The following is a 23,831-nucleotide window of genomic DNA, read 5'->3' on the forward strand; positions in this document are numbered from 1 at the left end:
GCGGCCTTCGCGACACCCGACCCGTCGCACGAGTCAGCGCGACAGTTCCAGCAGGGTGGACGAGACCCAGCCCTTGTTGCCGAGCTCGTCCTCGACTTCCCACATCATCCCCTCCTTGGCGCCGGTGGGGTACAGCATCATGCCCACGTCGAGCGAGCGCACCACGCCCGACCCGTCCGGCCCGGTGAACAGGCGCGCCGGCTTGGTCACGGTGACCGCCTGCTGCGCGTTCGCGGCCGAGGCGTTGTCCGGCAAGCCGCCAAGCTGGGCGATCAGGTCGGTGTAGGCCTGCAGGTAGGCCAGGGTGATGACCTGGCCGAGCTCGGTGTTGGCGTAACCGCCCACGCCCGCCGCGCCCAGTCCGCCGCCGCCGAACAGGCCACCGCCCGCGCCCCAGCCGATGTCGGTCTTCTTGGCGTGGCCCTCGGCCATCGCCAGCTGCTCGGACGAACGCACGTCGGTGACGGTCAGCACCACGTCGGCGGTCTTGCTGCGGAAGTTCAGGCCGCCGACGATCGCGCCGGCGCGGCCGCCGATCAGCCCGCCCAGCAGGCCGCCCACGGCGTTGCCGCCGGAATCGTTGTTGGCGCCGATCAGGTCCGGGACCATCACGTAATCGGCCGCCTTGATCTGGCCCTTGCCCACGTTCGAGCGCACGCGCAGCTCGCCGTCGGCACCCAGGTCGCGTTCGCGCATCGCCGCGTCCAGGCCGGCGCCGCGGTCGACCAGGGTGAAGCAGCGCGACTTGTTGACGAACACCTTGATCAGCCGCGACGGCGCGGGCAGCTGCTGCCCGGTCCACCAGTGCACGCCGTCCTCCGGCTCGATCACCGAGATCGAGCCCAGTGGCTTGGCGCAGGTGGGAATCTGCGCCACCTGTTCCTGCCGCCGCTCCTGCGCGCTCTGGCGCTGGGCCAGCGCCGGTGTTGCGGCAGCGAGCATCGCGACCGCCGAAAACGCGAGCAACAGCGCGCGCCTGCCAGTGGATCCGGACATGTGTCTACCCCTCGATTCTTCCTGAAAGTTGATGTGCCGGACGCGTTGCGCGTCCGTCCCCCTTGCCGGCCGCGACGCACTCCAGCGCCGCGCCCGCATGGCGGATCCTAGCAAAAACGGGGTCGGGCGCAGTGCCCGGACAGCAGCCTCAGTCGGCGTTCCACCACATCAGGAACTCGTGCCACAGGCGCTTGAAGAAGCCCGCCTCCTCCACCGCCTGCAGCGCCACCAGCGGGCGCTCGGAGACCACCTTGCCGTCGAGGGTGATGCGCACCTTGCCGATCGCCTGGCCCTTGGTGATCGGCGCGACCAGCGTCTGCGGCACGTCCATCGAGGGCTTGAGCTGGTCGTACTTGCCGCGCGGCAGGCTCACCAGCACCGGCGCCGCGACGCCGAGCTGCACCTCGTCGGCCTGGCCCTTCCACACCTTCTGGGTGGAAATCGCCTTGCCCGCATCGTAGATGCGGTGGGTCTCGTGGAAGCGGAAGCCCCAGTTGAGCAGCGCCAGCGAATCGGTCGCCCGCTGCGCCTCGCCGGTCGAGCCCATCACCACCGAGATCAGGCGCTGGTCGCCGCGCTTCGCCGACGCCATGAGGCAGTAGCCGGCGCCGGAGTGGTGGCCGGTCTTGACCCCGTCGACGCTGGGATCGCGCCACAGCAGCAGGTTGCGGTTGCGCTGGGTGATCGGGCCGACGGTGAATTCCTTGATCTTGTTGTACGCGTATTCCTCGGGGAAGTCGCGCACCATCGCGCGGCCCAGCAGGGCCAGATCGCGCGGCGTGGAGTAATGCTCCGGTTCGGACAGGCCATGGGCGTTGACGAACTTCGAGTTCTTCATCCCGATGCGCTGGGCGTAGGCGTTCATCAGCGCGGCGAAGGCGTCCTCGCTGCCGGCGACATGCTCGGCCAGGGCGATCGCGGCATCGTTGCCCGACTGCACCACCATGCCCTTTTCCATCTCCAGCAGCGGCGCGGACTGGTTGACCGGGAACCCGCTGTAGCTGCCGTCGGTGCCCGCCCCGCCCTTGCGCCAGGCGTTCTCGGTCATCATCACCTGGTCGTCGGGCTTGATCTTGCCGGCCTTCATCTCGGCCGCGATCACGTAGCTGGTCAGCACCTTGGTGATGCTGGCCGGTTCCACCCGCTCGTCGACGTTCTCGCCGGCCAGGATCTGGCCGCTGGCGTAGTCCATCAGGATCCAGGCCGTGCCGGTCACCGAGGGCGGCGGCGGCGTGGGCAGGTTGTCGCTGAGCGCGCCGGCCGGGGCCGGCTGCGCCGGCGCGGGACGCGGCGCATCCTGCGCGAGCGCGACGCCGATGGCGAAGGTGGCCAGCGCAGCCACGGCGATGCGACGGAAGACAGCAGCGGATTTCATCGGGAACGGTACTCCGGTGGTCCGGACCATCCCTGGCCGGGCGACGATGGGGGGTGCCGCGCCGGCGAACGGCGCGAACGGATCGAAAAAGTCTACTCGCGAACGCGCTGCGGCACGCCCAGGCCCAGGCCCGAGACGCGCGCGGCCAGCGCGGCGGCGCCGTCATTGGCCACCGGGCCGACCCGCACCCGCCACAGGGTGCGCCCGGCGCTGGCCACGTCCTGGATCGCGGCCGGTGCGATCCCGGCCCCATGCAGGGTCGCGAGCGCGCGCTCGGCGTTGTCGCGCCTGGAAAACACGCCGACCTGCAGGGTGACCGCATCGGCACCCGCGGGGGCCGGCGCCGGCGGGACCGCCGGAACCGGCGTCGTCGGCGCGGGCGCTGGCGGGGGACCGGGGGACCGGGAGGATGCGGACGCCTGTGCGGGAATCGCGGCAGCACCCGCGGCCGGTACGCTCGCCGCCGCCAGGCGCGCCTGGCGTGCGCGCATCCACGCATCGAACTCGTCGGCCGTCTTCACCCGGCCGTCGTCCGCGACCAGGCGGAAACGGTCCTCCTCGCGTCCGTAGTCCGGATGGTCGGCCAGCCGCACGGCAGTGCCCGCGGCGGCGGGCGGCATGGGCGCGGACGCCGCTGCGGAGTCGGCTGGCGCGGCCGGCAGCCGACCGACCAGGGCATCCATCGCGCTGGGCGACGCGGGGGCCGCCGGTGCCGCCGCCTGCAGCGTGTCGGTCTCGCCCGGACGCAGCGCGCGCACCTCCACCCGCCCGGTCCCGCGGCGATGGATGTCGAGCTTGACCGCAGCGGCGTAACTCAGGTCGATCACCCGGCCTTCGTGGAACGGCCCGCGGTCGTTGACGCGCACCACCACCGAGCGGCCGTTGTCGAGGTTGGTCACGCGCGCGAAGCTCGGCAGCGGCAGCGACTTGTGCGCGGCGGTGAAGGCGTACATGTCGTACACCTCGTGGTTGGAGGTGCGGCGACCGTGGAACTTGTTGCCGTAGTAGGAGGCCAGCCCGGTCTCGACGAAGCCGTCGGTCTTGTCGAGCACCCGGTAGGACTTGCCGAGCACCTGGTAGGGCGAGCGGTTGCCGTAGGCCGAACGCGGCTCGTGCGCGACCACCGGCTCGGGAATGCAGGCCACGTTGGGCAGGTAATCGGGCGTGCTGTCGCGCACGCCGGGCTTGTACAGCCCGCCGGCGACGTAGTCGCCGCGAGTGGACGGATCCTCCTGCACCCGCGGGTACGGCTTGAAGCCCGTGCAGTCCGGTGCCGCGCCGGCCGCGACCGGCGGGGACACGCGCGGACCGTCGGCGGCCGCCGGGGGCTTCTTCGGCGTGCCGGCGCAACCGGCCAGCAGCGCCACGGCCAGCAGCGGCAGCAGCCGCCTCATCGCGCCGGTCCGACCCCGTCCCGGATCGCCTGCGCCAGCTGGTGCACCGACAGCGAATACATCGGCGAACGGTTGTAGCGCGTGATCACGTAGAAGTTGCGGTAGGCCAGCCAGTACTCCTTGCCGGCATCGCCATCGAGCGAGAGCAGGGTCGCCCCCTCGACCACCGGCTGCCCGGGCTGCGGCCGGTATCCGCGTGCGGCGAGGTCGGCCAGCGGGTACACCGGATCCCAGGTCTCGGGCACGAAATCGGCGGCGCCGGGCTCGCGGGTCGCGCGCGCCACCACGGGCGCGTCGCGCTCCCAGCCGTGGACCACGAAGTAGTTCGCGATCGAGGCGAACACGTCGGGCAGGTGGGTCAGCAGGTCGCGGCGGCCGTCGCCGTCGCCGTCCTTCGCCCACAGCCGGTAGCTCGAGGGCATGAACTGTCCCAGGCCCATCGCGCCGGCGTAGCTGCCCTTGAGCGCGAGCAGGTCGAGCTGCGGTTCTTCCTTCTTCAGCGCGAACAGCTGGGCGAGCTCGCCGGCGAAGAACGGGGCGCGCTTGGGGAAGTCGAAGGCCAGGGTATAGAGCGCGTCGAGTACGCGGTAGTTGCCGGTGACGCGGCCGTAGCTGGTCTCCACGCCGATGATCGCGACGATCATCTCGGCCGGCACGCCGGTCTGCATCGACACGCGTTCGAGCGCGTCGCGGTGCTCGCGGTAGAACGCGATGCCGCCGTTGATGCGGGCGTCGTTGATGAAGATCGGGCGGTATTCGTGCCACTTGCGCACGGCCTCGGCCGGGCGGTTCATCGCGTCGATGATCGGCTGCTTCGTCTGCGCCTGCGCCAGGACCGCGCGCACCTGCGCGGGATCGACGCCGTAGGTCTGCGCGGTGTAATCGACGAACGCGTCGATCCGCTGCGCGCGCGACAGCGCGGGATCGGTGACCGACGGCGGCGCCACCGGGCGCTCCGGCGGCTGCGGCACCTTCGGCAGCAAAGTGGGCGCTTCGGCGGCCGGGGCCGGCGCAGGCGCGACGGGTTCGGACTGGGCCGGAGGCGGCGGGGCCGGCGTCGCGCATGCGGACAGCGCGAGCGACAGGAGGGGCGCGGAAAGCGCGGCTGCGTGGCGTCGGATCATCGGCGGCGAGGGTAGCACGCAGGCCATGGACGAAGGCTTCGCAAACGATGAACGCCGTGCAACGCATGCGGTGGCGCGGTCGCATGTCGCAGGGCCGGATCCCGCGCACGCATGGTGGGACACGACGCACGGGCTCGCATGCGCGCGACCACGGGCACGACACCTCGCGGGCGCGGCGTCAGCGCTTCTTGCCCTGCGCGTGCGCGCCCACCGACATCACCACGCCCAGGCCCGCGAGCAGCGACACCGCCGCCGTGCCACCGAAGCTCAGCAGCGGCATCGGCACGCCGACCACGGGCAGCAGGCCCGAGATCATGCCGCCGTTCACCACCACGTACACGAACAGCGCCAGGCCGAGGCTACCGGCGAGGATGCGCGCGTAGGCATCGCGCGCCTCTGCCGCGATCCACAGGCAGCGGCCGATCACGAACGCATACAGCGCCAGGACCGTGGCCACGCCGATCCAGCCGAATTCCTCGGCCAGCACGGCGAAGATGAAGTCGGTGGTGTGCTCGGGCACGTAGTCCAGGTGCGACTGCGTGCCCTCGCCCCAGCCCTGCCCCGCGAAGCCGCCGGATCCGATCGCGATCTTGGACTGGATGATGTTCCAGCCTGCGCCCAGCGGGTCGTTCTCCGGATCGCGGAAGGTGAGGATGCGGTCCTGCTGGTAGGGGCGCAGGAACGAGAACCAGGTGATCGGCGCGAACAGCGCCAGCCCCGCCGCGCCCGCGGCCCCCACGCCCGCGGCGACGAACCAGCCCCACGACAGCCCGGCCAGGTACAGCGCGAACACGCCGCTGGCCGCGACCAGCATGGCGGTGCCGAAATCGGGCTGCAGCAGGATCATGCCGGTGGGCACGGCGATCACCGCCGCAGCGGCGACCACGATGGCGAAGCGCGGCGGCAGCGGAGCCTGGCTCAGCACCCAGGCCGCCATCATCGGCAGGCTGAGCTTCATCAGTTCCGCCGGCTGGAAATAGAACACGCCGAGGTTGATCCAGTGCGCGCCGCTGCGCCCGGTGCCGATGAACAGCACCGCCAGCAGCGGCAGCAGCGACAGCCCGTAGACCACGGGGGTGGCGCGCCGCAGCGGCGGCGGCGGGATCCGCGACAGCAGCCACATCGCGCCCAGCCCGACCACGTAGCGCGCGCCCTGCGACTGCACCAGTGCCAGGTTCTGCCCGCCGGCGCTGTGCAGCACGGCCAGGCCGATCCCCATCAGCGCCAGCAGCGCGGCCAGCAGCGGCCAGTCGAGCGTGCGCGTGAAGCGCGCGAACAGGTCGAACAGCCAGCGCAGGATCGTGTTCACGGCGAGCGCCTCCCCGCGTCGGGGCGCAGCGGCGGCGGCACGTCTGGGTCAGTCGGCGCCGGCGTGTGCGCAATGCTCCGACCTGGAGGCGCCGCCGCGGGCGGGCCATCGCCCCCCATCTGGACGGCAGGTCCGATGCCGGGGGGCGCTGACAGCGCCCCGCCTGCCGCTGCGGCCGGCCCGGATCCCGTGATCACGTTGCCGAAATCGGGCGGCGCGATCCCCTCCTGCCCTTCCGGCACCGGCATCTTGCCCAGGAGCCAGGCATCGAAGATCTTGCGGGCGATGGGGGCGGCCGCGCTGCCGCCGTAGCCGCCGCCCTCGACCGCGATCGCCACCGCGATGGTCGGCAACTCCACCGGCGCGAAGCCGACGAACAGCGCGCGGTGGCGCAGGTGCATCGGCAGGCTGCGCGGATCGACCGCGGCGGTGCCGCGGCGGCTGATCACCTGCGCGGTGCCGGTCTTGCCGGCCATCGTGTACGGCGCGCCGACCGCGACGCGCCAGCCGGTGCCGCCCGGCTGCATGGTGTCCGCCATGCCCAGCCGCACCACCTCGACATTGGCCGGATTCGGGCTCACCGGGACCGGCGCCGGCTGTGGCAGCTGCGACCACGGCGCCTCGAACCCCGCACGCGACTGCGCCACCAGGTGCGGCCGCCGCAGCGAGCCTTCCGCCAGGCCGGCGGTGGCGCGCACCAGCTGCAGCGCGGTCACCTTCCAGTCGCCCTGGCCGATCGCCACGTTGACGGTGTCGCCCGGGTACCAGCGCTCCCTGCGCGAGGCGAGCTTGGTCGCCGGCGACGGCAGGATGCCGCCGATCTCGCCGGCCAGGTCGATCCCGGTGGGCGAGCCGAACCCGTAGTGCGCCATGTACTGGTCGAAGCGCTCGATCCCGAGGTCGAGCGCGAGCCGGTAGTAGTAGGTGTTGACCGAGGCGGAGATCGACTTGCGCAGGTCGGTCCAGCCGTGGCCGCCGCGGCTGGCGTCGCCCCAGCCCCGGCGGGTCCCCGGCAGGTAGAACATGCCGGTGGACAGCACCCGGTCCTCGGGCCGCCGCAGTCCGCTGTCCAGTCCCGCGAGCGCGATCAGCGGCTTGAGCGTGGAACCCGGGGCCACGCCGCCCAGGACCAGGCGGTTGAACAGCGGCCGCGACGGGTCGTCCATCAGTCGGCGGTAGTCGGCGCTGGAGATCCCGTTGACGAACAGGTTGGGATCGAAGCTCGGCAGGCTGACCATGGCCAGGATCTCGCCGCTCGATGGATCCATCGCGATCGCCGAGCCGGTCTGCTCGCCGAAGGCCAGCACCATCGCCCGCTGCAGGTCCAGGTCGATCCCGAGCCGCAGGTCGGTGCCCGCCTGCGCCGGCACCATGCCGATGCTGCGCAGCGCGCGGCCCTCGACGTTGGTTTCCACCTGCTCGTAGCCCACGCGCCCGCGCAGCTGTGCATCGTAGTAGCGCTCGACGCCGGTGCGCCCGGTATGCGGGAACAGCACCTGGTCCGGGCCGTAGCGTTCGACGTCGCTCTCGTCCGTGCGCCCCACGTAGCCGATCACGTGCGCCAGCAGGTCCGCGTGCAGGTAGCGGCGGTTGAGGTAGGCCACGACCTCGACCCCCGGGAAGCGCCAGCGGTCGACCGCGAACCGCGCCACCTCCTCGTCGCTCAGGCGCTGCTTGAGGGTGATCGCGCGGAAGCTGCGCGTGGCCTTGCGCGCAGCCTCGAAGCGGGCGATCTCCTCGGGCGACAGCGCCACCACCTGCGACAGCGCCGCGAGCATGCGTGGGATGTCGCCGGCGTCCTCCGGGGTCACGTCGATCCGGAAGGCGGGGACGTTGTCGGCCAGCAGCCGGCCCTTGCGGTCGTAGATCAGCCCGCGCGCCGGCACCACCGGGCGCGGCTTGATGCGGTTGGCCTCGGACTGGCGCGCGTAGTCATCGTGGTGCACCACCTGCAGCCGGAAATACCAGGCCGCCAGCCCGGCCAGCGCGAGCGCGACCAGCACGAAGCCGACGAAGGCCCGCAGGCGGAACTGGGCGGCTTCGGCGGCGGGATTGCGGATCCGCTGGCGGCGCGCGCGCATCAGCGCGACCTCCGCCCCTGCCGGAACGCATCGAACAGCAGGAACAGCGGCGCCCACAACAGCATGCCCAGCAACGGCGCGACCCAGTACGGCCACGGCAGCTGCGGCAGCCCGAGCAGCAGGTGGATGGCGGCGGCGACGACGCGGTCGTTGAGCAGCAGGCCGCCGATCGCCAGCGCCTGCTGGGCCAGCGGGAAGAACCGAAGCTGGGCGCGGAAGCGCTGCAGGATGAAGGCCAGCACCACCAGCCGCAGCGCCTGCTCGCCCAGCAGCGCGCCGGAGACCAGGTCGGCCAGCAGGCCCACCACGAACGCGAAGCCGAGGCCGGCGCGATCGGGCTCCTCGATCACCCAGTACGCGACCACCAGCGCCAGCCAGTAGGGCCGCAGCCCCTGCACCGCCACGGGCAGCGGCAGCAGGCCGAGCAGCAGCGCCACCAGCACGCTGACCGGCAGCAGCCACAGGCGTCCGCGGCGGTTCACGGCGTGCGCTCCGGTTGCGGTTGCGGTCGTGGTGACGGCGGCGTGGCCCCTGGCGCGGTCGATCCGTCGGTGCGGGCCGCCTCGCTGGCCGGCGCCACTGCATCGACACTCTCCCCGCCCGGGGCGGCCTCGTCTTCGGTTACCGCCGGGACAGCGGCCGCCGATGCCGGCACGGCGGCGCCGGGCAGCGGCGCGCGCGGCTGTTCGCGCAGCAGCAGCACGTCGCGGCCGCGGTCGAGCTGCGCCGAGGGCGCCAGTTCGCCGATCAGGAACGCGTGGCTGTCGTCCGGCCGCAGGGCCACGATCCGGCCCACGGGGAACCCGGGCGGAAACCGGCCGCCCAGGCCGGAGGTCACCACCACGTCGCCGACTTCCACGTCGCTGGAGGTGGGAATGTTGCGCAGTTCCAAGCGGTCCGCGCGGCCGATGCCGTAAGCCACCAGGCGCACGCCGGTGCGCGAGATCGACACCGGCACCGCGTGGTCGAGATCGGTCAGCAGCAGCACGGTCGCGGTGCCGGGGGTCACGGCGATGATCTGGCCGAGCAGGCCGCCGGCATCGATCACGCTCTGGCCCCGGCGCACGCCGTCGCGTGCGCCGGCGTTGAGCAGCAGTCGCTGGCGCGCGGGGTCGAGGTCGACGTCGAGGATCGGCGCCAGCTGCACGTCGAGCCCGCCGCGCGCTGCGGCTCCGAGCAGGCCGCGCAGGCGCGCGTTCTCGTCCGCCTCCACCTGCAGCCGCGCCTGGCGCGCGCCCATCACCAGCAGTTCGTTGCGCAGCCGGCGGTTGTCGTCGGCCAGCACCGAGCGGGTCACCGCATCCTCGCGCATGGTCTGCCCCAGCCGCGCCGGCAGGCCCGCGACCTGCCACAGCGGCTGAACCGCGATGCTCGCGGTGTCGCGGGCGCGGCCGAGCCAGCCGCCGCGATGGTCGAGCACCATCAGCACCACCGACAGCGCCAGGAAGGCCAGCAGCCGCAGCGTGCCGGCGACATCGCCGGGGCGGGGAGCGGCCGGATTGGCGAAGGAGGACACGTCAGCGGCCGTGGGTGTGGGAGCGGGAGGCTGGAACCAGCCCCGGGGGTGCGGTAAGCGGTGCGTGGCCGGCGGGCCGGCCCAGGGCCGGCGGATGGGCGGGATTATTGCCCAGCATGGCCTCGCGGCTCGTCGCGGTGCGGGGCGATGCCGGACGGAGCGGTGCCGGAGCGGCGCGGGTCCGGCCGGTCACGACCGGCCGCCCGAACACCCCTGCCCGCCCCGGCGCGCCATCACTCGGACGCGAAGAATTCGTTCCCGTGCAGGTCCAGCAGCTCCAGCGCGCGCCCGCCGCCGCGCGCCACGCAGGTCAGCGGGTCCTCGGCGATCTGCACGTGCAGGCCGGTTTCCTCGCTCAGCAGGCGGTCCAGGTCGCGCAGCAGGGCGCCTCCGCCGGTGAGCACGATGCCGCGTTCGGCGACGTCGGCGCACAGTTCGGGCGGGGTCTGCTCCAGCGCCTGGCGCACGGCGGCCACGATGCCCGACAGCGGTTCGCGCAGGGCGTCGAGCACCTCGCTGGAGGTGATGGTGACCATCTTCGGAACGCCTTCGGCCAGGTGGCGGCCGGAGATCTCCATCGACAGCGGCTTGTCCTGCGGGTAGGCGCAGCCGAGCTCGATCTTGATCCGCTCGGCCGTGGTCTCGCCGATCAGCATGCCGTGGTTGCGGCGTACGTAGTTGATGATCGACTCGTCGAAGCGGTCGCCGCCGATGCGCGCGGACTGCGAGTAGACGATGCCGTTGAGCGCGATCACCGCCACTTCCGTGGTGCCGCCGCCGATGTCCACCACCATCGAACCGCGCGCCTCGGTGACCGGCATGCCGGCGCCGATCGCGGCCGCCATCGGCTCCTCGATCAGCGACACGTCCCGGGCGCCGGCCTCCAGGGCCGAATCCTTGATCGCGCGCTTCTCCACCTGGGTCGAGCCGCAGGGCACGCAGATCAGCACCCGCGGGCTGGGCCGCAGGAAGCGGCTCTTGTGCACCTTGCGGATGAAGTGCTTGAGCATCTCCTCGGTGTAGGTGAAGTCGGCGATGACGCCGTCCTTCATCGGCCGGTGGGTGGTGATGTTGCCGGGGGTGCGGCCGAGCATCATCTTGGCCTCGCTGCCCACCGCCGCCACCGCCTTCTGCCCGCCGCTGCGGTCCTGGCGGACCGCCACGACCGACGGCTCGTTCAGCACGATCCCCTGCCCGCGGACGAAGATGAGGGTATTGGCCGTGCCCAGGTCGATGGACAGGTCATTGGAAAACATGCCGCGGAACTTCTTGAACATCGGGGGCCGGGGTCCATCGGGGGGAGCGCGTACGCGAAGCGACTAGCCTAGCAAAAAAGCGCATTCCGGCGGCCCGCGCGATGCACGGAACCGGCACTCCCGCACGCTTCCGGCCGGCGGGCCCCGGCGCTGGCCTCCCGGGGGCCGCCCCGCTACCCTAACCGGCCTTTTTCGCTGCCGAGCCGCCCGATGTCCGCCCTGATCTGCGGGTCCCTGGCCTACGACACCATCATGGTGTTTCCCGACCAGTTCAAGAACCACATCCTCCCGGACAAGGTGCACATCCTCAACGTCTCCTTCCTGGTGCCGCGGATGCGGCGCGAGTTCGGCGGCTGCGCCGGCAACATCGCCTACAACCTCAAGCTGCTGGGCGGCGACCCGATCCCGATGGCCACCGTCGGCCAGGACTTCGGCCCCTACCGGGAATGGTTCGAGGAGCACGGGATCACGCTCGACCGGGTCAAGGTGATCGACGAGCTGTTCACCCCGCAGGCGTTCATCACCACCGACCACGACAACAACCAGATCACCGCCTTCCACCCGGGCGCGATGATGCGCAGCTACGAGAACCACGTGCGCGACGTGCCGGGCGTGACCATCGGCATCGTCAGCCCCGACGGCTACGAGGGCATGCTGCAGAACGCGAAGGAATTCGCCGAAGGCGGCATCCCCTTCATCTTCGATCCCGGCCAGGCCATGCCGCTGTTCAACGGCGCCGAGCTGCGTGCGTTCATCGAACAGGCCGACTACGTGACCGTCAACGACTACGAGTCGAACCTGCTGCAGGAGCGCACCGGCTGGAGCGAGGCCGACATCGTGCAGCGGGTCAAGGCCTACATCACCACCCAGGGCCCCAAGGGCGCGTTGATCCACACCGCGGAGAAGACCTACACCGTGCCGCCGGCGCACGAGCGCCGCATCACCGATCCCACCGGCTGCGGCGACGCGTTCCGCGCCGGCCTGATCTTCGGCATCGAGAAGGGCTGCGACTGGATGACCATCGGCCGGATCGGCAACCTGATGGGCGCGCTGAAGGTCGAGCACCCCGGCACCCAGAACCAGCGCTTCGACTACGACGAGTTCAGCGAACAGTTCCGGCAGCAGTTCGGGTACGCGCTGTAGGCGAACGCCGAGTCGCCCGAGCCGCGCATCCGTGCGCGATGCCGCGACACGCAGGGCGCCTGAGTGCCGGCGCCCGCGCGCGGTGCTCCGCCCGGCCGGTCAGTCCCAGCCCGGCATCTTCGCCCGGTCCAGGCCGGCAACCTCGAACTCGACCGTCTTCTCGCCCACGTCGCGGGTGGGAAACGCGATGCGGATGATGTCCGCGTCGCGGGTCAGGCGCCAGAGCGCCTTCTCGTCGTCGATGAACATGGCGATGGCCTCGTCGGTCTTCGGCCGGTTGGCGGCCATCTGCTTCGGCGGCTGGTCGTCCACGGTCACGGTCACGCGGCAGCTGCCGTAGCAGCGTTTCGCGAAATCCCCGCCCGGCAGCACCAGGTAGCTGCTGCGACCCCAGTCGGGGTGGTCGCGGAAGATCAGGCGCACCGGTTTCGCCCCGCTGCCGTCGACGTCCACCGGCTCGCGCCCGTAGATCGCCGCCGACACCTGGTTGCCGCCCGTCACCGGCTGGGTCTGGTAGGTCCACAGCGCCGCCACCCGGCGGGCGTTGTTCTCGGCTTCGCCCTTCGACTTCGCCTCGTCGTAGCGGGGGCGCACGCGGTCGGCGGCCTCGGTGCCGGGCCACTTCGCGAACAGGATGTCGCCCTGCGCCTTGGCCAGCGCCCAGTTGCCGTCGGTCACCGCGGCATCGAACGCGCGCTCGGCCTCCGCTGCAGCCTGTTCGTTGGCGGCCGCAAGGGCCTCGGCCTGCGCGGCGGCCTCGGCTTCGCGGTCCTTGCAGCCGGACAGGACGAGGACAAAGGCCAGTGCGACGGCGGCGAGTGGGCGCAGGGTCATGGCGGAATCCTGGGTTCGGGCCTGCGCGCGATGCGCGCGATGGCGATGCCCGAAGTGTGGTCCGCGCGGCGGTCGGGCCGCAACCCTGAGCAACCGCCTCAGTCGAGGTTGACGAACCCGTCGGCGCGCATGTCGCCGCCGTTGACCCGTTCGCGCAGCTGGCCGGTGGTCATGCCGGTATCCAGCTGGAAATGAGGTCGATCGACCAGGCCGGTCCAGCGCCCGCCCCACTCCAGGCCCATCGATTCGCCGATGCGTCCGATCGCCTCCCAGTCCGTTTCCCACGTCACCGCTCCGCTCGGCCGCAGTTCGGCCACGTCGAAGGCGATGCCGTAGTTGTGGTAGCTCTGGCCGCCGCGGGCGTTGGTCACGATCTGGCCCGGGTTGCCATTGCGGCCCTGGGCGTACAGCGCATCCTGTTCGGCGAAGGTCCGCATGCCGTCGGTCACCCGCAGCTGGATGCCCAGCTCCTGTTCGACGCGGGCGACGAACTGCGAGGCCACCGCGCGCATGTCCGGATGCAGCCCGGCAATGCGGCGATCGCTCACGGCGTCGCCCGTGGCGACCACGTCGCCGCCGACGACCGGCACCGTGGGCTGCGTCGGTTCGGCGGCCGGGCTGCGCCCCAGCGCGCCCCACGTCTCGCGCCCGACGATCCCGTCCACCTCCAGGTCGCGCGAGGCCTGGAAGCCGCGCACCGCCTGCTCGGTGAGCGGCCCGAAAATGCCGTCCACCTGCCCGGGCGAGAAGCCCGCGGCCGCGAGCCCTTCCTGCAGCTGCGACACGACCGGACCGCGGTCGCGCAGCTCCAGGGTCGGGGTCGGCCCGGCGGGATCGACGAACGCGCCCGGCGGTGGCACCGCGCCTGCCGGCAGGTTCAGCTGCTGGCCGACGTGGATGACGTCGGGGTTGAGGACCTGGGGATTGGCCTCGCGCATCGCCTGCAGCGTGACCTGGTGGTCGCGCGCGATGGTGGACAGGGTCTGGTCCTGGCGCACGGTCCAGGTGTCGCGGGATTGCGGCGGCGGGGTGTTCGACAGGCCGGTGCTGCTGTCGTTGGACACGCTGCTCAGCGTCATGCGGGACTCCTTGTCGCAGGCGACGGCGGTTCGTGTCGACAGGGTTGCCGCAAACGCCAGCGCTGCCCACCCCGGTACGACCCGGGCTGGGGTCGACCCGAGTGTGCAGCGGTCACATCACCGGGACGCCGGGCGCATCGGCGTCCGGGAATGCGCGCACGCTTCGCTCGCGAAGCAGCCCGTCGAGACGTCCCGCATGCGCGTCCGATGGCGACGGTGTGCCGCGGACGACGCGACCACGTCCCCGGGATCGCGCGGCTGCCCGGCTCGGTGGCGCCTCGGCCAGCGTGATCGCGACACCTCGGCGACTTCGTCCGTGATGGCCAAGCCTGCACGCGGCGCTGCAAACGCGCCGGGGCGACGCGGCCGCAGCGGCCAGGGTCAGCCGGCCGGCGGCGGCGCCGGATCCGCGGGCGACTGCGTGGCGTCGCCTGCCGCGCCCTCCGCCTCCCCGGGCGCCGGCTCCGGACCCGGCGCAGCGGCCGGCGCAGCGGCCGGCGCTGGGGCCGGCTTCGCCTCGGCGATCACCTTCTCCACCGAGGCGGTGGTGATCGGGTGGTAGCCCGGCCGCGCGCGCTCGAAACTGGCGCGCGCCAGCGCCAGCCCGGGCTCGGTGGCCACCAGCGCCTCGTAGACCGGCATGATCAGCTTGCGCCGCCCGATGCGCTCGATGAAGGCGGCCGCGGCCTCCATCGCCGGCGTGTAGCCGCTGCGGATCGCCAGCGGATACCAGCGCATCGCGATCTCGCCGTTGGCGGTGCCAGTGAACCGGTACGCGGCGTCGAGCTGCGCGAGATCCTCCACCGGCAGCGTCTCCGGCATGCCTTCGAGGAAGTGCAGCCATTCCTGCGTGGTCCACGGCCCGGTGATCGAGGTCGGCGGCAGCTGCTTGCTGCCGCGCCAGCCCAGTCGCGCCGAATCCACGATGCCCAGCCGCGGCGAGAGCACCTCGGGCGCGCTGGCGGGAAGGCCGGCGCCATAGATCCATTCCTCGATCTCGGCATCGGTGACCTTGCCCGGGTTGGGCGCGAACAGGTGTTCGCGGGCGTAGGCCAGGAAGGTCTCGGTGGGAATGCTCTGGAACGCGAAGTGGTCGAAGTACCCGCGCAGGAACGGATCGAACACGGCGCGTCCGAAGCGCTCCTCGAGGAACTGCAGGAACCACGCGCCCTTGTCGTAGGAGACCTGGCTGAGCGCGTCGTCGGCATCCACCGGGGTCCCGGGGCGGATCGCCAATGCCTGCGTGGCCTCGGGCATGTCGACGATGTCGCGCTTGAGCGCGTCGCGCGCGATCACCCACTCCATGTCGCTGAACTCCTCGCCGTACAGCGACTCGACGATGCGGTTCTCGACGTAGCTGGTCATGCCCTCGTTGAGCCAGCCGTGGCGGGCGCTGGAGAAGGTCACCAGGTTGCCCGACCAACTGTGCGCCAGTTCGTGCGCGATCAGCGACACCAGCGACTTGTCGCCGACGATCACCGTGGGGGTGATGAACGACAGGCGCGGGTTCTCCATGCCGCCGAACGGGAACGACGGCGGCAGCACGAGCAGGTCGTAGCGCTCCCAGCGGTAGGGGCCGTAAAGCGCCTCGGTGGCGGCGATCATCTTCTCGGTGTCGGCGAACTCGGCCACCGCGCGGTCCACCATCGACGGCTCGGCCCATACGCCCGAGCGCGCGGAGATCGGCTTGAACACCAGGTCGCCGGCGGCGATCGCCATCAGGTACGACGGGATCCGCTGCGGCATCGAGAACGCGTAGTCGCCGTCGCGCGCGGCCTGCGGATCGTTGTCGGCGCTCATCAGCACCATCACGTCGGGCCGCGTGCGGACGCGGGCGCTGTAGGTGTAGCGCACCTGCGGCGTGTCCTGCAGCGGCACCCAGCTGCGCGCGTGGATCTGCTGCGACTGGCTGAACATGAAGGGCAACTGCTTGCCCTCGGTCATCTCCGGCGTCAGCCACTGCAGGCCGGAGGCGCCCGGCGCGGTGCGGTAGGTCACGCGGATCTTCGCATTGCGCTGCGGCGTTTCGATCACCAGCTTGCGGCCGAGCACAGGGTCGGCGTCGGCCAGCGCGAACTCGAGCGGCTGCCACGCGCTGCCGGCCTCACCCTCGACGCGTTCGATCGTCAGCTCCCGGGTATCCAGCACCAGCTGGGTGGCGGCCTCGTCCTTCCACTGCAGGGTGTAGGTGGCGGTGCCGGCGAGCGTGCGCGCATCGAAGTCGAGCGCCAGGTCCAGCGCCAGGTCGTCGATCGCGACCTTTCCCGGCTCGGCGAAGGAATGCTCGTCGGCATCGGCCATGGTGGTGGGCTCCGGCGCGGGTTTCGGGGCGGCGGCGGGGGCGGCGGTCTCGCGCGAACAGCCGGCGACGGCGACCACGCCGGCGATCAGAAGCAGGGCGAGGGAACGGGCGAACGAAGACGGGCGCGGCGCGCGCGCAATGCGGTCTGGCATGGCCGGGGGCAGCCTGTGCGGGAACGGGACCGCGATTGTACCGCCTGCAACCGTCGCCTCCGGCGCGGGCGGATCAGGCCTTCCAGCCGTCGTGGATCGCGACGATGCCGCCGGAGAGGTTGCGGTAGCGGGCGCGCGCGAATCCCGCCGTCTCCATCATCGCGCGCAGTTCGTCCTGCGCCGGGTGGCGCCGGATCGATTCGGCCAGGTAGCGGTAGCTCTCCGCGTCACCCGCGAACAGCCGGCCCAGCCGCGGCAGCACGTTGAACGAGTGGAAGTCGTACAGCGGCTTGAACCAATCGGCCTTCACGTCCGAGAACTCCAGCACCCGCGCCTGCCCGCCGACCTTCAACACGCGCAGCATCTCGCGCAGCGCCGCGTCCTTGTCGGTGACGTTGCGCAGACCGAACGCGATCGTGACCAGGTCGAAGCTCGCGTCCGGGAACGGCAGCGTCTCGGCGTTGCACTGCACGTAACGGAAGCCGCGCACCTGGCCGCGGTCGGTCATGCGGTCTCGGCCCACGCGCAGCATGTCGCCGTTGATGTCGCCCAGCACCAGCTCGCCGAATTCGCCGACGCGATCGCGCAACAGCGCGGCGATGTCGCCGGTGCCGCCGGCGAGGTCGAGCACGCGGTCGCCCTTCTTCACCTGCGCGGTGGCGACGAAATAGCGCTTCCAGACCCGATGGATGCCCAGGCTCATCAGGTCGTTCATCAGGTCGTAGCGGCCGGCAACCGACGAGAACACCTCGCCCACCAGCTTCTGCTTCTCGCCGCGCGGCACCTCGCGGTAGCCGAAATGGGTGGTGCCGGACTCGTCGGATGCGCTCATCCGGCGATTATCGCATCCGGGCGCGGAGATCGGCGTTCACGACAGGTCGAGGCGCCGCGCCCGCCGCGCCGAGCCGCGAGAGCGAGTCACCGCGCGATCGCCACGACGACGACGCGAACGGCGCCGTGCGCCCGCTCACCTGCGCCGGCGCTGGCCGTTGCCGCCGGTCACCCGCGCCTCGGGCCCGACCACCACCACGAATCCGGTCGCGGTCTTCGATTCCACGTAGACCGTGAACAGCCCGTCGGGGGACATCCAGAGTTCGCCGACCTTGAACATCGAGCCCTCGTTGTTGGCCGTATTCGCCGGCGGCACGTCGGCATCCTGGCTTTCGGCCTCCTGGCTGTAGTTGGGGCCGACGCGGTGCACGATCACCGCGTCGCCGGCCAGCGCGCCCTCGTACGCGCCCACCGGGCGCCGCGCCTCGATCGTGTACCAGGTGCCGCGATACGGATCGGGCGAGGTCGGCGTCTGCAGCAGGAGCAGCTGCACGTTGCCCGCGCCCGCCAGGCTGGCGTAGTCGAGCGTCACCCGCGTGCGCGCCGAACCGCTGGCGATCGTGCGCTTGCGCGCGGCGTCAATCCAGCCCAGGCGGTCGCGCTGCACGATGTTGATGTGCTTGGGCCGGCTGCCGTAGGTGGAATCGCGCACCGCGTTGGACCAGCTGTCGCTCATCACGTCCCAGGGATTGTCGTAGGTGTCGTCGTCGCCGTCGGAGTTGTCCGAATGCGGCAGCCCGTAGCCGTGCCCCATCTCGTGCGCGAGCGGCGCGAGGTTGTTGAACGACCACGGCGGGTTCCAGGTGGTCGACCAGCAGCGGTTGGCGCCGTCGAGCGTGGCGCAGCGCCCGCCGCCCCAGGCGAAGCCGTCGAGGTCGCCGTTGAACATCAGGTTGATGCCGATCACCTGGCTGAAATCCACGTCCGCATCCGCGGCCGCGGTGCAGTCGTTGAACAGCGCGGTCAGGTCGGCCTTCTCGTCGTCGGCCGGGCCGGTGACGTAATGCGAGCGGGGCTGCGGCAGCGCGTACCAGCCCTTCGCGTCGCTTCCGGCCAGGTTGATCTTCGCGTACGACACCTCGCGCCAGTAGTGCCCCAATTCGCCGGCGGCCTCGCCGTACTGGCTGCGGAAGAAGGCCACCGGCTTCTGTTCCTCGGCGATGTCGCCGAAGCGGCAGGCCACGGTGATCCAGCGCGTCGAGCCGAGCGTCGCCGTGGCCACGCCGTCGGTCTTGCCCGCGAGCCCGTGCGGCCGTGCCGGCGACGGATCGTCGGCCGGCACGATGGCCTCGATCCCGCGTGCGCCGCCGGCGGACTTGGCCGAGGAGAACTGCACCGCGACGCGCCGGTTGGCGAGCGCGTACAGATCGCCGGCGCCGCGTCGCGCCTGCCCGGGATCGAGCGCCAGTCGCGCCCCGCCATCGAGCACCAGCGCCGCCTCGAACTTCGGCGCCAAGTGCCGCTGCCCCGGCGCCGGGTCGCCCCAGCGCAGCTCCAGCCCGCCCTGCACCACCTGCGCCTGCGCGCCCGCCGCAGCGAACAGCGTCGCTGCCGCCAGGATGGCGGTCCCGGTCCCGATCCGCATGTCGTCTCCCCCGGCGCACCGCGCCTGCACCGATTCTGGGCGGCGCCTGCCGGTGCGGCAAGCGAACCAGCGCCGGCGCAGCCTCCCCGGACCCGAACCGGGATAAGGTGCACGTTTTGGGACAGGAGCTTCGCGATGACGACGCCCGACTACCGCGCCATGCTCGCCACCGCCGTCGCCGAGGCCCGGCAGGGCCTGGCCGAAGGCGGCATCCCGATCGGCGCCGCGCTGTACCGCAACGACGGCAGCCTGCTCGGCCGCGGCCGCAACCGCCGCGTGCAGGAAGGCGACCCGTCGGTACACGGCGAGACCGACGCCTTCCGCAAGGCCGGGCGCCAGCGCCGCTATCGCGACACGATCATGGTCACCACGCTCTCGCCCTGCTGGTACTGCAGCGGGCTGGTGCGCCAGTTCGGCATCGGCACGGTGGTGATGGGCGAGGCGGTGAACTTCCAGGGCGGGCACGACTGGCTGCGCGCGCACGGCGTCAATGTCATCGACCTGCAGGATCCGGACTGCGTCGCGATGCTCGGCGACTGGATCGCCGCCCATCCCGACGTGTGGCACGAAGACATCGGCGAGGATTGAGGCGCGCCCTCATGTCATCGCTCCGGATCGATCCCGTCGAATTCCGCGGCCTCGCCTGCCTGCGCCTCGCGGCCGGCGGCGCGACCGCGCTGGTATCGCTGCGCGGCGCGCAGGTGCTGTCCTGGATCCCGGCCGACGGCCGCGAGCGGCTGTTCCTCGCCGAAGCGGCCGGTCGCGTGCCCGGAGCCGCGCTCCGCGGCGGAATCCCGGTGATCTTCCCGCAGTTCGGCGGTCGCGGCCCGCTGCGCAAGCACGGCTTCGCGCGGCTGCTGGACTGGTCGTTCGCGGGCAGCGACGGCGCGTCGGCGCAGCTCGAGCTGCGCGACGGCGCCGCGACCGCAGAGTGGCCGCAGGCCTTCGCCTGCCGGCTGTCGGTGGCACTGTCCGCCACCCGGCTGGAGGTGTCGCTCGACATTGCGAACACCGGCGATACCGCGTTCGATGCCACCGCCGCGCTGCACACCTACCTGCGCGTGGGCGACGCCACCGGCGCGACGATCGAAGGCCTGCACGGCTGCGACTTCGAGGACAGCGCCGCCGGCGGCACCCTGCATCGCCAGCACGAGGCGCTGGTCGGCTTCGATGGCGAAACCGACCGCATCTACGGCGACGTGGTCGCCCCGCTGGCGCTGGTCGACGGAGATCGGCGGGTGGCGATCGAGCACGACGGCTTTGCCGATGTCGTGGTCTGGAATCCCGGGGAGCGGCTCGCGGGCGGCATCGCCGATCTCGCGCGCGGCGAGTGGCGGACCTTCGTCTGCGTGGAGGCGGCGCAGGTGCTGCAGCCGCTGCGGCTGGCGCCGGGCGAGCACTGGCGCGGCAGCCAGCGCCTGGGCTGAGCGCGCCGAGCGCTGGCCTGCGGCCGCATGGCGGCAGTGGCGCACCGCGCCCGCGGGCCCCGGCGGCGCCCACAGGCCGGAATCGCGACGGTAGCGGCGCTCAGCGGGCCTCGATCGTGAACGCGCCGAACGCGACGCCCAGGTCCCAGCCTTCGCCGGTGCCCGCAAGCGCGAGCGACACCTCGCCCTTGGTCATCACCTGGGCCTTGCTCGACTTCACCGCACCGGCGTGCGCCTCGGCGGCCACGTAGGTGCCGAGCGCCTCGGCGATGCCGCGCACGCCGGAGAACTCGCCGCGGCCGCCGCGGATCTCCGACTTGCCCACGCTCAGCCCGCCGCCGCGGGCCTCGATCCGCACCGCCATGGCCTGGCCGTTGTCGCAGCTGATCCGGCCGGTGCCCGACGCGGTCTTGTACAGCACCGACCAGCCGGCCATGTCGAAATCCAGGCGGCACGAGACATCGCGCGCCGCGGCCGGCGCGATGGCGGACAGGGACAGGACGGCCGCGGAGGCGGCGGCAAGGATCGATCGGCGCATGGCGGCTCATCGGAAACGGGACCGGCGCCAGCATAGGTGGCGCCGCGCCGGCCGCGGCGTGCGCCGCCGCGATCGTTCATCGACGGTATCGGCACGCGGCCGCTGCGCGCCGCCGTGGCATGCCGGACGCCTGCAGCACGACGCGCGACACGCGCGTGCCGCGTGTGAGGACTTCAGAGAATGTAGCGGCTCAGGTCCGGGTCCTGCACCAGTTCGCCCAGGTGCGCATCGACGTAGGCGCGGTCGATGGTGACCTGGCTGCCGTCCTTGTCGGGGGCTTCGTAGCTGAGCGTATCGAGCAGCCGTTCGAGCACGGTGTGCAGCCGGCGGGCGCCGATGTTCTCCTGGCGCTCGTTGACCTGGGCGGCGATCTCGGCCAGCCGGTCGACGGCGTCGTCCGCGAACGCCAGCTGCACGCCCTCGGTGCGCAGCAGCTCGACGTACTGACGGGTCAGCGCGGCCTTCGGCTCGGTGAGGATGCGCACGAAATCGTCCTTGCTCAGGGCCGACAGCTCCACCCGGATCGGGAACCGGCCCTGCATCTCCGGGATCAGGTCGCTGGGCTTGGCGAGGTGGAACGCGCCCGAGGCGATGAACAGGATGTGGTCGGTGCGCACTGGGCCGTAGCGGGTGTTGACCGTCGAGCCTTCCACCAGCGGCAGCAGGTCGCGCTGCACGCCCTCGCGGCTGACGTCGGCGCCCATGCCCTCGCTGCGCTTGGCGACCTTGTCGATCTCGTCGATGAACACGATGCCGTGCTGTTCGCAGGCCTCGATCGCCGCCTCGCGCACGTCCTCCTCGTTGACCAGGCGCGCGGCCTCCTCCTCGACCAGCTGCGGACGCGCGGCCTTGATCGTCAGCTTGCGCGCCTGGGTCTTGCCGCCGCCGAGGTTGGCGAACATCTGCCGCAGCTGCTGGCCCATCTCCTCCATGCCGGGCGGGGTCATGATGTCGACGTGGCCCGGATTGGCGGACAGTTCGAGCTCGATCTCGCGCTCGTCGAGCTCGCCGGCGCGCAACTGGCGGCGCAGCTTCTGCCGCGTCTCCGACTCTCTCGACGACGGCTCGGCGCCGATGTCGACCGTGGCCTGGGTGCCGAACCCGAACGCGGGCGGGGATGTCTCGCGCCGCGGCAGCAGCGCATCGAGGATGCGGTCCTCGGCGCGCTCCTCGGCCTGGGTGCGCACCTTGCGCTTGGCCTGCTCGCGGTGCTGCTTGACCGCGGTGTCGGCCAGGTCGCGGATGATCTGCTCGACGTCCTTGCCCACGTAGCCGACCTCGGTGAAGCGCGTCGCCTCGACCTTGACGAAGGGCGCGTTGGCGAGCGTCGCCAGCCGGCGCGCGATCTCGGTCTTGCCCACGCCGGTCGGCCCGATCATCAGGATGTTCTTGGGCATTACCTCGTTGCGCAGTTCGTCGGCGAGCTGGGCACGACGCCAGCGGTTGCGCAGTGCGATCGCCACCGCGCGCTTGGCCGACTGCTGGCCGACGATATGGCGGTCGAGCTCCTGCACGATCTCGCGCGGGGTCATGGTGGACGAGGACTGGCTGGAGCTGGCGGGCATGGATCGGTTCCTGGAAGGCTGCGCCCGGTCCGCACGGGGTCGGATCCGGGCCTGTGGCGATGGCGGTCGGGAACGGTGCGCGACACGGCCGCAACCGACCACTTGCGCGGCCGGATGCGACGCGCGATCAGAGTTCCTCGACCACCACGTTGCGGTTGGTGTAGATGCAGATGTCGCCGGCGATGTTCAACGCCTCGGTGGCGATGGTGCACGCGTCGAGCGTGGTGTGGGCGAGCAGCGCGCGTGCCGCGGACAGCGCGTAGGAGCCGCCGGAGCCGATGGCGATCAGGCCGTCCTCGGGCTCGATCACGTCGCCCGTGCCGCTGATCACCAGCGAGGTGTCCTTGTCGGCGACGGCCAGCAGGGCCTCGAGCTTGCCGAAGCGGCGTTCGGTGCGCCAGTCCTTGGCCATTTCCACCGCGGCGCGCTGCAGCTGGCCGTGCTTCTCGAGCTTGGACTCGAACAGTTCGAACAGGGTGAACGCGTCGGCCGCGGCGCCGGCGAAGCCGGCCAGTACCTGGCCGTCCGTGCCCAGGCGCCGCACCTTGCGCGCGTTGCCCTTCATCACCGTGTGGCCGAGCGTCACCTGGCCGTCGCCGGCCACGGCGACCTTGCCATCGCGACGTACCGACAGGATGGTGGTGGCGTGGAACACGTTGGGGTTCTGGCTGGGGTCCATGCGGCCTCCGGGGCGGGAAACCACGAGATGAGGCCGTCCGCGCCCCGATCAACCCCTGCGCCTGCGCCGGGTCAGGCCCGGTGCGCCGCGCAGGAGAAACAGCCCCGCCGGGCATTGTGCAGGTGCACGTAGGCCACGGCGGGATCGTCGAACATGCGCGCGAGTTCGCGCGCCGCATCGACGCCGTCGCAGACCTCCGCGTCCACCATCCAGTGCCCGGCGGAGTAGGCGCGCAGCGACATCAGCCGGCGGGTCACGTAGGGCGGCACGACCCCGGGCGCCAGTTCCGCCCGCCGCGCATCCCGGCGGACGTAGATCGGCCCGCTGGCGCGGTAGGGCGTCTCCGCCGGCTGGTGCGCGTAGGGCAGCAGGAGCAGTTCGTCGCCGACGCGCGCATCGGCCAGGCTGACGCGGCAGGGAAAGCCGCTGTCGCGATCGGCGCGACAGCGCGCGAGGCCGCGCTGCGCGAGGGCATCTTCGTCCAGTTCGAACAGGGCGGCGAAGGGCGCGGGATCGATCCCGCACAGTCGAAAAGGCATGGCGCGACTCCGGTGGGAAAGCCGCAGCTTGCGCGCAGGATCGCCCCGGAACTCGCCGGATCCGGACATCGCATTGGGAACCGGGATCGTCGCCTGCGGCGCGGTA

Annotated in this window: 21 protein-coding genes; 3 read left to right on the forward strand and 18 right to left on the reverse strand. The window is 71.8% G+C overall.

Annotation, left to right across the window (positions count from 1 at the left end):
• Window positions 1-33: 33 nt before the first annotated feature.
• The 9 genes from QFW80_RS08040 to QFW80_RS08080 form a co-directional block, all read right to left on the reverse strand.
• Complete coding sequence (locus QFW80_RS08040; RefSeq protein ID WP_425603527.1) at window positions 34-942, reverse strand: CsgG/HfaB family protein; 909 nt, start codon at window positions 940-942, stop codon at window positions 34-36.
• Between the two features lie 202 nt (window positions 943-1,144).
• Complete coding sequence (locus QFW80_RS08045; RefSeq protein WP_280601134.1) at window positions 1,145-2,371, reverse strand: D-alanyl-D-alanine carboxypeptidase family protein; 1,227 nt, start codon at window positions 2,369-2,371, stop codon at window positions 1,145-1,147.
• Between the two features lie 92 nt (window positions 2,372-2,463).
• Window positions 2,464-3,765: a septal ring lytic transglycosylase RlpA family protein gene (locus QFW80_RS08050; protein WP_280601136.1), complete on the reverse strand. Its 1,302-nt coding sequence runs from the start codon at window positions 3,763-3,765 to the stop codon at window positions 2,464-2,466.
• Window positions 3,762-4,889 (reverse strand): lytic murein transglycosylase B, encoded by a 1,128-nt coding sequence (mltB, locus tag QFW80_RS08055; RefSeq protein ID WP_280601138.1) that lies wholly within the window; start codon window positions 4,887-4,889, stop codon window positions 3,762-3,764. Before mltB ends, QFW80_RS08050 begins: the two co-directional genes overlap by 4 nt.
• Window positions 4,890-5,067: 178 nt before the next feature.
• Window positions 5,068-6,198, reverse strand: coding sequence for a rod shape-determining protein RodA (rodA, locus tag QFW80_RS08060; protein WP_280601140.1), 1,131 nt, complete (start codon window positions 6,196-6,198; stop codon window positions 5,068-5,070).
• Complete coding sequence (gene mrdA / locus QFW80_RS08065; RefSeq protein WP_280601142.1) at window positions 6,195-8,279, reverse strand: penicillin-binding protein 2; 2,085 nt, start codon at window positions 8,277-8,279, stop codon at window positions 6,195-6,197. Before mrdA ends, rodA begins: the two co-directional genes overlap by 4 nt.
• Entirely contained in the window at window positions 8,279-8,761 is a 483-nt protein-coding gene (gene mreD / locus QFW80_RS08070) for a rod shape-determining protein MreD (RefSeq protein ID WP_280601144.1), read from the reverse strand. Before mreD ends, mrdA begins: the two co-directional genes overlap by 1 nt.
• Window positions 8,758-9,795: a rod shape-determining protein MreC gene (gene mreC, locus QFW80_RS08075; protein WP_280601146.1), complete on the reverse strand. Its 1,038-nt coding sequence runs from the start codon at window positions 9,793-9,795 to the stop codon at window positions 8,758-8,760. The genes mreD and mreC overlap by 4 nt, the downstream gene beginning before the upstream one ends.
• 233 nt (window positions 9,796-10,028) lie before the next feature.
• Window positions 10,029-11,072, reverse strand: a complete 1,044-nt coding sequence (locus tag QFW80_RS08080; protein ID WP_280601148.1) for a rod shape-determining protein — start codon at window positions 11,070-11,072, stop codon at window positions 10,029-10,031.
• 189 nt (window positions 11,073-11,261) lie between these two features.
• Here QFW80_RS08080 and QFW80_RS08085 point away from each other — a divergent pair, with 189 nt between their 5' ends.
• Window positions 11,262-12,194 carry a carbohydrate kinase family protein gene (locus tag QFW80_RS08085; RefSeq protein ID WP_280601150.1) on the forward strand — a complete coding sequence of 311 codons (933 nt, stop codon included), beginning with the start codon at window positions 11,262-11,264 and terminating at the stop codon, window positions 12,192-12,194.
• 99 nt (window positions 12,195-12,293) lie between these two features.
• On the opposite strand, the gene QFW80_RS08090 is transcribed toward QFW80_RS08085, so the two are convergent.
• From QFW80_RS08090 to QFW80_RS08110, 5 genes are all read right to left on the reverse strand, one after another.
• Window positions 12,294-13,022 carry a hypothetical protein gene (locus QFW80_RS08090; RefSeq protein ID WP_331488495.1) on the reverse strand — a complete coding sequence of 243 codons (729 nt, stop codon included), beginning with the start codon at window positions 13,020-13,022 and terminating at the stop codon, window positions 12,294-12,296.
• A 104-nt stretch (window positions 13,023-13,126) separates the two neighbouring features.
• Window positions 13,127-14,107 (reverse strand): peptidoglycan-binding protein, encoded by a 981-nt coding sequence (locus QFW80_RS08095; RefSeq protein WP_280601154.1) that lies wholly within the window; start codon window positions 14,105-14,107, stop codon window positions 13,127-13,129.
• 381 nt (window positions 14,108-14,488) lie between these two features.
• Window positions 14,489-16,561: a M1 family metallopeptidase gene (locus QFW80_RS08100; RefSeq protein ID WP_280601156.1), complete on the reverse strand. Its 2,073-nt coding sequence runs from the start codon at window positions 16,559-16,561 to the stop codon at window positions 14,489-14,491.
• Window positions 16,562-16,634: 73 nt separating this feature from the next.
• Complete coding sequence (gene ubiE, locus QFW80_RS08105) at window positions 16,635-17,393, reverse strand: bifunctional demethylmenaquinone methyltransferase/2-methoxy-6-polyprenyl-1,4-benzoquinol methylase UbiE (RefSeq protein ID WP_280601158.1); 759 nt, start codon at window positions 17,391-17,393, stop codon at window positions 16,635-16,637.
• Window positions 17,394-17,528: 135 nt separating this feature from the next.
• Window positions 17,529-18,977, reverse strand: coding sequence for a metallopeptidase domain-containing protein (locus tag QFW80_RS08110; RefSeq protein ID WP_280601159.1), 1,449 nt, complete (start codon window positions 18,975-18,977; stop codon window positions 17,529-17,531).
• Between the two features lie 135 nt (window positions 18,978-19,112).
• Here QFW80_RS08110 and QFW80_RS08115 point away from each other — a divergent pair, with 135 nt between their 5' ends.
• Both QFW80_RS08115 and QFW80_RS08120 read left to right on the forward strand, forming a co-directional pair.
• Window positions 19,113-19,565 (forward strand): nucleoside deaminase, encoded by a 453-nt coding sequence (locus QFW80_RS08115; RefSeq protein ID WP_280601161.1) that lies wholly within the window; start codon window positions 19,113-19,115, stop codon window positions 19,563-19,565.
• A gap of 11 nt (window positions 19,566-19,576) precedes the next feature.
• On the forward strand, window positions 19,577-20,404 hold the full coding sequence (locus tag QFW80_RS08120; RefSeq protein ID WP_280601163.1) for a D-hexose-6-phosphate mutarotase: 828 nt from the start codon (window positions 19,577-19,579) through the stop codon (window positions 20,402-20,404).
• A 100-nt stretch (window positions 20,405-20,504) separates the two neighbouring features.
• On the opposite strand, the gene QFW80_RS08125 is transcribed toward QFW80_RS08120, so the two are convergent.
• The 4 genes from QFW80_RS08125 to QFW80_RS08140 form a co-directional block, all read right to left on the reverse strand.
• Window positions 20,505-20,942, reverse strand: a complete 438-nt coding sequence (locus tag QFW80_RS08125; protein ID WP_280601164.1) for a hypothetical protein — start codon at window positions 20,940-20,942, stop codon at window positions 20,505-20,507.
• A 173-nt stretch (window positions 20,943-21,115) separates the two neighbouring features.
• Window positions 21,116-22,474, reverse strand: a complete 1,359-nt coding sequence (gene hslU, locus QFW80_RS08130) for an ATP-dependent protease ATPase subunit HslU (RefSeq protein ID WP_425603528.1) — start codon at window positions 22,472-22,474, stop codon at window positions 21,116-21,118.
• Between the two features lie 160 nt (window positions 22,475-22,634).
• Window positions 22,635-23,186 (reverse strand): ATP-dependent protease subunit HslV, encoded by a 552-nt coding sequence (gene hslV / locus QFW80_RS08135; protein ID WP_280601166.1) that lies wholly within the window; start codon window positions 23,184-23,186, stop codon window positions 22,635-22,637.
• 71 nt (window positions 23,187-23,257) lie between these two features.
• Window positions 23,258-23,725 (reverse strand): DUF1203 domain-containing protein, encoded by a 468-nt coding sequence (locus tag QFW80_RS08140; protein WP_280601167.1) that lies wholly within the window; start codon window positions 23,723-23,725, stop codon window positions 23,258-23,260.
• Window positions 23,726-23,831 lie beyond the last annotated feature (106 nt).

This window comes from Luteimonas rhizosphaericola (genome assembly GCF_029888045.1).
Classification (GTDB): Bacteria; Pseudomonadota; Gammaproteobacteria; order Xanthomonadales; family Xanthomonadaceae; genus Luteimonas; species Luteimonas rhizosphaericola.

Excerpts from the sequence above, each read along its gene's own strand:
- QFW80_RS08120 (WP_280601163.1), top strand. The coding sequence starts at position 19,577 with ATGTCATCGCTCCGGATCGATCCCGTCGAATTCCGCGGCCTCGCCTGC.
- hslU (WP_425603528.1), bottom strand. The coding sequence starts at position 22,474 with ATGACCCCGCGCGAGATCGTGCAGGAGCTCGACCGCCATATCGTCGGC.
- QFW80_RS08080 (WP_280601148.1), bottom strand. The coding sequence starts at position 11,072 with ATGTTCAAGAAGTTCCGCGGCATGTTTTCCAATGACCTGTCCATCGAC.
- QFW80_RS08050 (WP_280601136.1), bottom strand. The coding sequence starts at position 3,765 with ATGAGGCGGCTGCTGCCGCTGCTGGCCGTGGCGCTGCTGGCCGGTTGC.
- QFW80_RS08140 (WP_280601167.1), bottom strand. The coding sequence starts at position 23,725 with ATGCCTTTTCGACTGTGCGGGATCGATCCCGCGCCCTTCGCCGCCCTG.
- QFW80_RS08085 (WP_280601150.1), top strand. The coding sequence starts at position 11,262 with ATGTCCGCCCTGATCTGCGGGTCCCTGGCCTACGACACCATCATGGTG.
- QFW80_RS08095 (WP_280601154.1), bottom strand. The coding sequence starts at position 14,107 with ATGACGCTGAGCAGCGTGTCCAACGACAGCAGCACCGGCCTGTCGAAC.
- ubiE (WP_280601158.1), bottom strand. The coding sequence starts at position 17,393 with ATGAGCGCATCCGACGAGTCCGGCACCACCCATTTCGGCTACCGCGAG.
- QFW80_RS08045 (WP_280601134.1), bottom strand. The coding sequence starts at position 2,371 with ATGAAATCCGCTGCTGTCTTCCGTCGCATCGCCGTGGCTGCGCTGGCC.
- mrdA (WP_280601142.1), bottom strand. The coding sequence starts at position 8,279 with ATGCGCGCGCGCCGCCAGCGGATCCGCAATCCCGCCGCCGAAGCCGCC.
- QFW80_RS08110 (WP_280601159.1), bottom strand. The coding sequence starts at position 18,977 with ATGCGGATCGGGACCGGGACCGCCATCCTGGCGGCAGCGACGCTGTTC.
- QFW80_RS08115 (WP_280601161.1), top strand. The coding sequence starts at position 19,113 with ATGACGACGCCCGACTACCGCGCCATGCTCGCCACCGCCGTCGCCGAG.
- QFW80_RS08040 (WP_425603527.1), bottom strand. The coding sequence starts at position 942 with ATGCTCGCTGCCGCAACACCGGCGCTGGCCCAGCGCCAGAGCGCGCAG.
- hslV (WP_280601166.1), bottom strand. The coding sequence starts at position 23,186 with ATGGACCCCAGCCAGAACCCCAACGTGTTCCACGCCACCACCATCCTG.
- mltB (WP_280601138.1), bottom strand. The coding sequence starts at position 4,889 with ATGATCCGACGCCACGCAGCCGCGCTTTCCGCGCCCCTCCTGTCGCTC.
- QFW80_RS08100 (WP_280601156.1), bottom strand. The coding sequence starts at position 16,561 with ATGCCAGACCGCATTGCGCGCGCGCCGCGCCCGTCTTCGTTCGCCCGT.
- QFW80_RS08125 (WP_280601164.1), bottom strand. The coding sequence starts at position 20,942 with ATGCGCCGATCGATCCTTGCCGCCGCCTCCGCGGCCGTCCTGTCCCTG.